Annotated in this window: 2 protein-coding genes; both read right to left on the reverse strand. The window is 32.8% G+C overall.

The features are described 5' to 3' along the window. Positions 1-337: 337 nt before the first annotated feature. Positions 338-1,279: a copper amine oxidase N-terminal domain-containing protein gene (locus BHF71_RS09670; protein WP_069657437.1), complete on the reverse strand. Its 942-nt coding sequence runs from the start codon at positions 1,277-1,279 to the stop codon at positions 338-340. A 952-nt stretch (positions 1,280-2,231) separates the two neighbouring features. Beyond that, positions 2,232-2,405, reverse strand: coding sequence for a hypothetical protein (locus tag BHF71_RS12170; protein ID WP_176717351.1), 174 nt, complete (start codon positions 2,403-2,405; stop codon positions 2,232-2,234). Positions 2,406-2,693: the final 288 nt, after the last annotated feature.

A 2,693-nucleotide genomic window follows, 5' to 3' on the forward strand; every position in this document is an offset into this window, starting at 1 on the left:
TCAATTAACAATCTTATTTACATGATTTATGCTACTGCTAATAAGTTAGATATTAATGTTAAACCTCATTAGGTTATTTTATTTCCTTTACAGCCTAATTGAACATCCTCTATCAAGGCTCAGGCAGTCAAGCGCTCTCCTTGACGGGTTGAGTCTTGATAGAGAAACTATGAAAAGGCTGTAAGGTAAAAACATCTATTAACCTATTCGTATTTTCTAATACCAATACTAGATGGCGAAGAGCCAAAATAAACTTAAATTCTTCCTCATATTTTGTTTCTCCTCCTTTATAAAAATATTAGTAGGCTTGTAGCATTTATTTACTACAAGCCTTTAATTAATTTTTTGTTAAGTGCACATCTACTTCGTCACCGTATGATGGCGAATATTCGAATACATACTCCCCATAATTAGCTTTCTTGAAGTTAGTTTCACTCATTGGGTCATACCAAGCAAACTCATATACAGTATTAATAAAATCTTCTTCATCAAAAGTGATTTCTAATGTTTTTAATACTCGTGCTGCTAGTTTAATATTCTCGTAACCTAAAGTGTCTTTATCGTAGTCCCATTCTGGATTAATAACCATAGACGTATCTACTACTTTTCCTCTGATAAAGTCCATATCAATAATAGAAATTGCAGTTTTAAACCCATTGTCAGTAACGTAAGGATAGAAAATATCAAGGGAAACCCATTCATCTCCTAAAGAATTTGAATTATCTTTAACATTGTATGCGTACCCCATTTCTTCTGCTAAAAGTTTAATTTTAGCTTCAATTTCTTCTACTGTAAATTTAGCAGAAATGGGATTCTGTTTATATCCTGGATTAGTTTCGATAATCACAGTTCTAGTAGCATTATCCCAATCTACAAAAGCACCAAAAGTTTCTGAGATAAACCTAACAGGTACTAAAGTCCTTCCGTTTAATAAAATAGGATTTGTATCTAACCAAACTTTTTTAGCTTCTAAAGTTTTACCATTCGCTACATCTACTACCTCTACACCAATATTTAATAAAATAGTTAGTTCATCTTTTATAATAGTTACAGTTTGAGTTTCGCCCTCCCAACTTACTTCTGCACCCATTTCTTCGGAGATAAATCTAATAGGTACTAGAGTACGGTTATTTTCGTCAATAATAGGATTTTGGTCAAACTCCACTAATTTACCATCTACCTTAACATTTACATTCTCTACATAAGCCAGTACATTACCCACAGGCAAAATTGCCAACAACATTACTAAACTTAAAACTACTAAAAATAATTTTTTCATAATTAAATTACCACCTTTCAAAATTTTTTTAAAAAAAGGTTAGAGTATACCACTATATGTTTTGCATTTAGTAAACAAACTATCTATATTTTATCAGTTTATGATGGGAAAATTTGCTGAATATTGTCGAAAAGACGAAATATTTTAAATAAGCGAAAATCGGCCACACTAAGTGGTCGATTTTCGCTTAATACCTGCAATTTATGACAACTATTTCCAAATCGAATGTTTTTTCTGAACATATTACCCTGTGTTGTTCTTTATAATTTTTGCAAGAAAACATAATATAATCAAATAATTGGATAAACCACCAACTTTATATCATTTAATTCCCGGAAAGTTTGTCAAATCGCGATAAGCTAACAGAAATTTTCAAATTAACAGAATATTAAATGTTGATTTTTAATAAGAGTTATAATTGATTACAAAGTCGTATATTGATCCAGTCCAACATACCTTTCTGGTACTGCCAGCAATCCATCAAGTGTACAGTCACTTTTCAAGAGTGTGGAATATTCGATGTCTTGCAAAGTTTTTCTTTATAAAGCTAACGGACGTTTTCTATTCTGCCTTCACTTTCTGGAACAGCCCTGCGACAAAGAGAACGCGTAAATCTCTTTATTACTGATATGACTGAAATTCTGCTGAAATCGTTTGATATGTACGCTTTGTTCCATTTTTTAGAAATCTGGTATTCATCTCTTAATACTCGAATATGACTGCGTAAAGTGCTTTCCAAGTTTCTTTGCTATTCTTCTAATTTTAAAACTTTTTCGTGTAGCTGTTGAATAGCTATACACATTTGCCACTTATCTACCCTTTCATCTCCTTCACTATACGCTATTTATTTATGAATCTAGCATAAATGATGGATGTTATTTGGTAAATTTGATATTATAATTACCAACTGTAAGTGAACAAGCGTTTAATTCATGAGATATACTTTCATACATTAGCTAATCTCTTCAGAATTAAAAATCGAGATAAATACCTCATTACTTTTTATCTCTTCAAATGATCCTTTTGCAACAATCATGCCTTCTTCAAGAACATAAATATTATCAAAATAATTGAAGTCTTTAGTTCTATGATCAACCATAATTACTGTTTTATCACTAAGCTCCATCTTTATGTAATTTAAAGCCTTGGCTATATTTTTATTATCTGCGTGCCCAGTAAGCCGCTAATTGCTAGTTGGTGAAAGTCCAACCTGAGTAAGTGCCAAGACGCTCAGTAGCTGATAGGCAACTGGTGGAGAAATCCTAAGGTTGAAGCCCTGTGACAAAGTAACTCCGTAGGAGTGCGAGCAAACTAGCAGGTTGTAACATAAAGTGAATCCTGCCGCCTCGTCAAAAGAGCCCTCAAAAGAGGACAAAGAGAAGTCGAGCCTGGGGATGATAGGCGAAGACCAGGG

The sequence above is a fragment of the Vulcanibacillus modesticaldus genome (genome assembly GCF_001730235.1).
Taxonomy (GTDB): domain Bacteria; phylum Bacillota; class Bacilli; order Tepidibacillales; family Tepidibacillaceae; genus Vulcanibacillus; species Vulcanibacillus modesticaldus.